At 75.3% G+C, this 4,459-nt stretch carries 5 protein-coding genes; all 5 read right to left on the bottom strand.

Annotated features, from left to right (window positions below; genetic code table 11):
- On the bottom strand, nt 1-225 hold a 225-nt coding region (locus CBZ_RS08440; RefSeq protein WP_218022733.1), incomplete at its 3' end, for a hypothetical protein.
- Nucleotides 222-1,712 carry an APC family permease gene (locus CBZ_RS08435; protein ID WP_130781128.1) on the bottom strand — a complete coding sequence of 497 codons (1,491 nt, stop codon included), beginning with the start codon at nt 1,710-1,712 and terminating at the stop codon, nt 222-224. The genes CBZ_RS08440 and CBZ_RS08435, both read right to left, overlap by 4 nt.
- 73 nt (nt 1,713-1,785) lie before the next feature.
- A complete protein-coding gene (locus tag CBZ_RS08430; RefSeq protein ID WP_130781127.1) occupies nt 1,786-2,463 on the bottom strand; it encodes an ABC transporter ATP-binding protein in 678 nt (225 codons plus the stop codon).
- Entirely contained in the window at nt 2,460-3,434 is a 975-nt protein-coding gene (locus tag CBZ_RS08425) for an ABC transporter ATP-binding protein (protein WP_130781126.1), read from the bottom strand. The genes CBZ_RS08430 and CBZ_RS08425 overlap by 4 nt, the downstream gene beginning before the upstream one ends.
- Nucleotides 3,431-4,459, bottom strand: a 1,029-nt coding sequence (locus CBZ_RS08420; RefSeq protein ID WP_130781125.1) for an FtsX-like permease family protein, incomplete at its 5' end; no start/stop codon positions are given. The genes CBZ_RS08425 and CBZ_RS08420, both read right to left, overlap by 4 nt.

Raw genomic sequence — 4,459 nt, 5'->3', positions numbered from 1 at the left:
CATGCCCACGGCGCGCTCGTCGGCCCACGCGCGGGCGGCGTCCTGCGCGGCGGCGAGCCGGTCCGCGCCGGTGCGCGCGGCGGCGGCCGCGTCGGGCGGCACGACGGTCGCGACGACCAGGACGAACACGCCCGAGCGCTCCGGGAGGGTGCGCGCGAGGTTCGCGCCGAGCTCGAGCGCGCCGCGCGGGTCCCCGAACGGCTGCGCGCCGACGACGATCGTCACGGCTGGTCCTCCTTCGCGGGCGTGGCGTCGTCGTCGAGGGGCAGGCCGGCGTGCGCGGCCCGGTTGAGCAACGAGTGCCGCCGCCCCCACACCAGGTAGAACGTCAGGGCGACCGACAGCCACAGCGCGAACCACGCGTAGGTGTTCCAGTGCAGCCCGGCGAGGATGTACACGCACGACGCGATCGCGACGACGGGCGTCACCGGGTACCCCGGCACGCGGAACCCGCGCGGCAGGTCGGGCCGGGTGCGGCGCAGGACGATGACGCCGACCGAGACGACGATGAACGCGACGAGCGTGCCGATCGACACGAGGTCCCACAGGTCGTCGAGCGGCACGAACCCGGCGAGCAGCCCGACGACGCACGCGACGATGATCGTGTTGTTCACCGGCGTCCGGGTGCGGCGGCTGACCTTGGCGAACGCGCGCGGCAGCAGGCCGTCGCGGCCGATCGCGAACAGGATGCGGGTCTGCCCGTACAGGGTCACGAGCGTCACCGAGAAGATCGAGATGACCGCGCCGGCCGACAGGATCGTGCCCGGCCACGACGCGCCGACGACGTCCTGCAGCAGCCGCGCGAGGCCCGCCTCCGCCTGCTCGGCGTCGCCGAAGTCCTGCCACGGCTGCGCGCCCAGCGCGGACACGGCGACGAGCAGGTAGATGGTCGTGACGATCGCGAGCGCACCGAGGATCGCGCGCGGCATCGAGCGCTGCGGGTCGCGGACCTCGTCACCCGCGGTCGAGACGGCGTCCAGGCCGATGAACGTGAAGAAGATCGTCCCCGCGGCCATCGTGATGCCCGTGACGCCGTGCGGCGCGAAGTCCGCGAAGTTGTCGGCGTCGAACGCGGTGAACGCGATCGCGACGAACAGGCCGAGCACGGCGAGCTTGATGACGACCATGACGGTGTTCACGCGCGCCGACTCGCTCGCGCCGCGCACGAGCAGCAGCGCGCACACCGCGACCAGGAAGACGGCCGGCAGGTTCACCAGGCCGGGGTCGACGGCGTCGAAGGGGCCCGAGGACAGCGCGGCGGGGACCGTGACCCCGAAGAGGTTGTCGAGCAGCTGGTTGAGGTAGCCGCTCCACCCGACGGACACGGCCGCCGTCGACACCCCGTACTCGAGCAGCAGGCACGCGGCGACGCCGACCGCGACGACCTCGCCGAGGGTCGCGTACGCGTACGAGTACGTCGACCCGGAGACGGGCACCGCCGACGCCATCTCCGCGTACGACAGCGCGGACAGCCCGGCGGCGATCCCCGCCAGCACGAACGACACGATCACCGCGGGACCCGCGTCGGGGACCGCCTGGTGCATGACGAAGAAGACGCCCGTGCCGACCGTGGCGCCGACGCCGAACATCATGAGGCTGAACGTGCCGAGCGACCGTTCCAGTCCTTCGCTGGACTCGCGCGTCGCTCGGGTCACGGGCTTGCGGCGCCAGAGCTGCGCGCGCAGGGACTGCTGCTGCTGGGTCGTCGTCATGCGCACGCCCTCCTGGTCTGCCGGTTGCCACCGTACGGAGAGGCCGTCGGGGCGGCAACGGGGTGGGTCGAGGTCATGCGGCGGGCGCGTCGCGCAGCTCGCCGGAGTGCAGCTCGACCAGACGGTCGGCGCGCTCGGCCATGAGCGGGTCGTGCGTCGTGACGACCGCCGCGACGCCGTGGCCGTGGACGAGGTCGACGAGCAGGTCCATGACGACCGCCGCCGTGCCGGAGTCGAGCTGGCCCGTCGGCTCGTCGGCGAGCAGGACCGCGGGCCGGTGCACGAGCGCGCGGGCGATCGCGACCCGCTGCTGCTGCCCGCCCGAGAGCTCGGCGGGTCGCTGCGCCGCGTGGCGTTCGAGCCCGACGGCCGCGAGCGCCTCGGCGACGCGCCGGTCGCGCTCGGCGGGGTCCGTGCGCAGCACCCGCAGCGGCACCTCGACGTTCTCCGCAGCCGACAGCACGGGGATGAGCCCGAACGCCTGGAAGACGTACGCGATGCGGGTCCGTCGCAGCTCGAGGACCTGCTCGGGGTGCATCGCCGTGAGGTCGGCGCCGTCGACGAGCACCTGCCCGCTGGTGGGCGCCTCCAGGCCGCCGAGGACGTGCAGCAGCGACGTCTTGCCCGAGCCCGACCGTCCGCGGACGACGACGAGCTCGCCCGGTGCGGCGTGCACGTCGACGCCGCGCAGCGCGTGCACGGCGGTGTCGCCCGTCCCGTAGGTGCGGGTCAGGCCGATGCCGCGGATCATCGCGGTCCCTCCTCGTCGGTCCGTGCCGCCGTGCCGCTTGCTGCCGCGTCGGCGCCGTCGCCGGACGGTGGCGGCGCGTCGGCCGCCGGGACGTGGTCGTGGCGCGACACGCGCACGTGGTCGTGCTCGAGCCCGAGCCGCACGCGGTCGCGCAGGTCGAGCCGCTCGACGACCTCGCGCGGGAGCTGCAGCCGGCCGACCTTGTCGAGCACGGCGAACTCCTCGGCGTGCAGGCGCTCGACGCCGTCCTCGCCGCGCTCGGTGCGCCGCAGCACCTCGGTCGACGTGCGGCCGTCGCGGATCTGCACCGTGCGGTGCACGTGCTCCGAGACCGTCGGGTCGTGCGTGACGATGAGCGTCGTCACGCCCAGCGTCGCGTTGACGTGCCGCATCGCCTCGAGGACGTCCGCAGACGTCGACTCGTCGAGCTCCCCGGTCGGCTCGTCCGCGAGCAGCACGCGCGGCGAGCCCGCCACGGCGGTCGCGATCGCGACGCGCTGCTGCTGCCCGCCGGACATCTGCGCGGGCAGCCGGTCACGGCAGTCGGCGACGCCCATGACGTCGAGCAGCTCCGCGGCCCGCTCCGCCCGGGCGCGGGCGCCGGCGACGACGAGAGGCACGGCGACGTTCTCGGCGGCCGTGAGGTACGGCAGGAGGTTGCGCGACGTCTGCTGCCAGACGAACCCGACGACGTCGCGCTGGTACCGGCGGCGCTGCCGGGCGTCCATCGTCACGAGGGGTGTGCCGGCGACGACCGCGGTGCCCGCGGTGGGACGGTCGAGCCCCGACAGGATCGTCAGGAGCGTCGACTTGCCCGACCCTGACGCGCCGACGACCGCGACGAGCTCGCCCGCGTCGACGCGCAGGTTGAGGCCCTGCAGCGCCTGGACCTCGACGCCCTCGGTGACGAAGACCCGCACGAGGTCCTCGCAGAGGATCTCCGGGGCGTCCGCGGCGGTGGTGGTCGTCATGCTTCTCCTTCACGCAGGACGGCGACGGCGGAGGTCCGCCGGGCACCGGCGCCGGCGACGAGCACCGCCCCGGCGACGAGCAGCAGGTAGGCGGCGAGCAGGACACCGAGCCCGACGGCGCCGAGCGTCGGCGGAGGTGGCTGCGCCCCACCGGCGAGGACCGACACGTCCGTCGTGCCCAGCATGACGGGGGCCAGGAGCGCGCCCGCGGCGAGCCCGGCGGCGACGGCGACGAGCGACCAGGGCAGCACCTCCCACCGGACCAGCGAGCGCGCGTCGCGGCTCGGCACGCCGAGCGTCGTGAGCAGCGCGAGCTGCCGGCCGCGGCTGCGGGCGCCCAGGGTGACACCGAGCCCGAGCGCGAGCGCGCTCAGGGCGAGGGACGTGAGCGTCGCGAGGGCGGTGGCGGTGCGGACGCCGCCGACGAGCTGCCCTGCGGTCACCCGCTCGACGACCTGGGCACGCGTGACGACGTCGGCGCCCGACCCGGTCGACCCCTCGACGGCGTGCCGCACGGCTGCCGCGACCTCGCCGACGTCCGAGCGCGGCGCGGCCCGCACGAGCAGGCGGTCGACCTGCGCCGTGATCCCGAGGCGCTGCGCGGCGGCGTCGTCGACGAGGACGGACGTCGTACCGCCGGTCACGCCCGGGACGCGGTCGGTGACCGCGACGACGGCGAGGTCGTGCTGCTCCGCGGGCGCACCGACCTCGACGAGCAGGTCCTCGTCGTCGAGGTCGACGTCGACCGCCCCGGCGACGACCGCGCGCACCGCACCGTCCGGGGCTCCCGCGGCGTCGACGTCGAGCGGGGCGACGCCCGGCAGGCCGCGCTGCACCGACGCGAGCGCCGCGAGGTCGACCACGCGGACCTGGACGGCGTCGGACGTCCGACCCGCACGGAGCACGACGCCGTCCGCGGTGCCGACCGCGACGACCGCGGCGACCCCAGGGGTGCGGCGCACGTCGTCGACGGTCGCCGCGGTCAGCGGCGCCGAGCTCGACACCGCGACGTCGGCGCCGACGGC

Source organism: Cellulomonas biazotea (assembly GCF_004306155.1).
Lineage (GTDB): Bacteria > Actinomycetota > Actinomycetes > Actinomycetales > Cellulomonadaceae > Cellulomonas > Cellulomonas biazotea.
The sequence above is the reverse complement of the archived record's forward strand: the minus strand, read 5'-3'. Positions and strand labels throughout refer to the sequence as shown.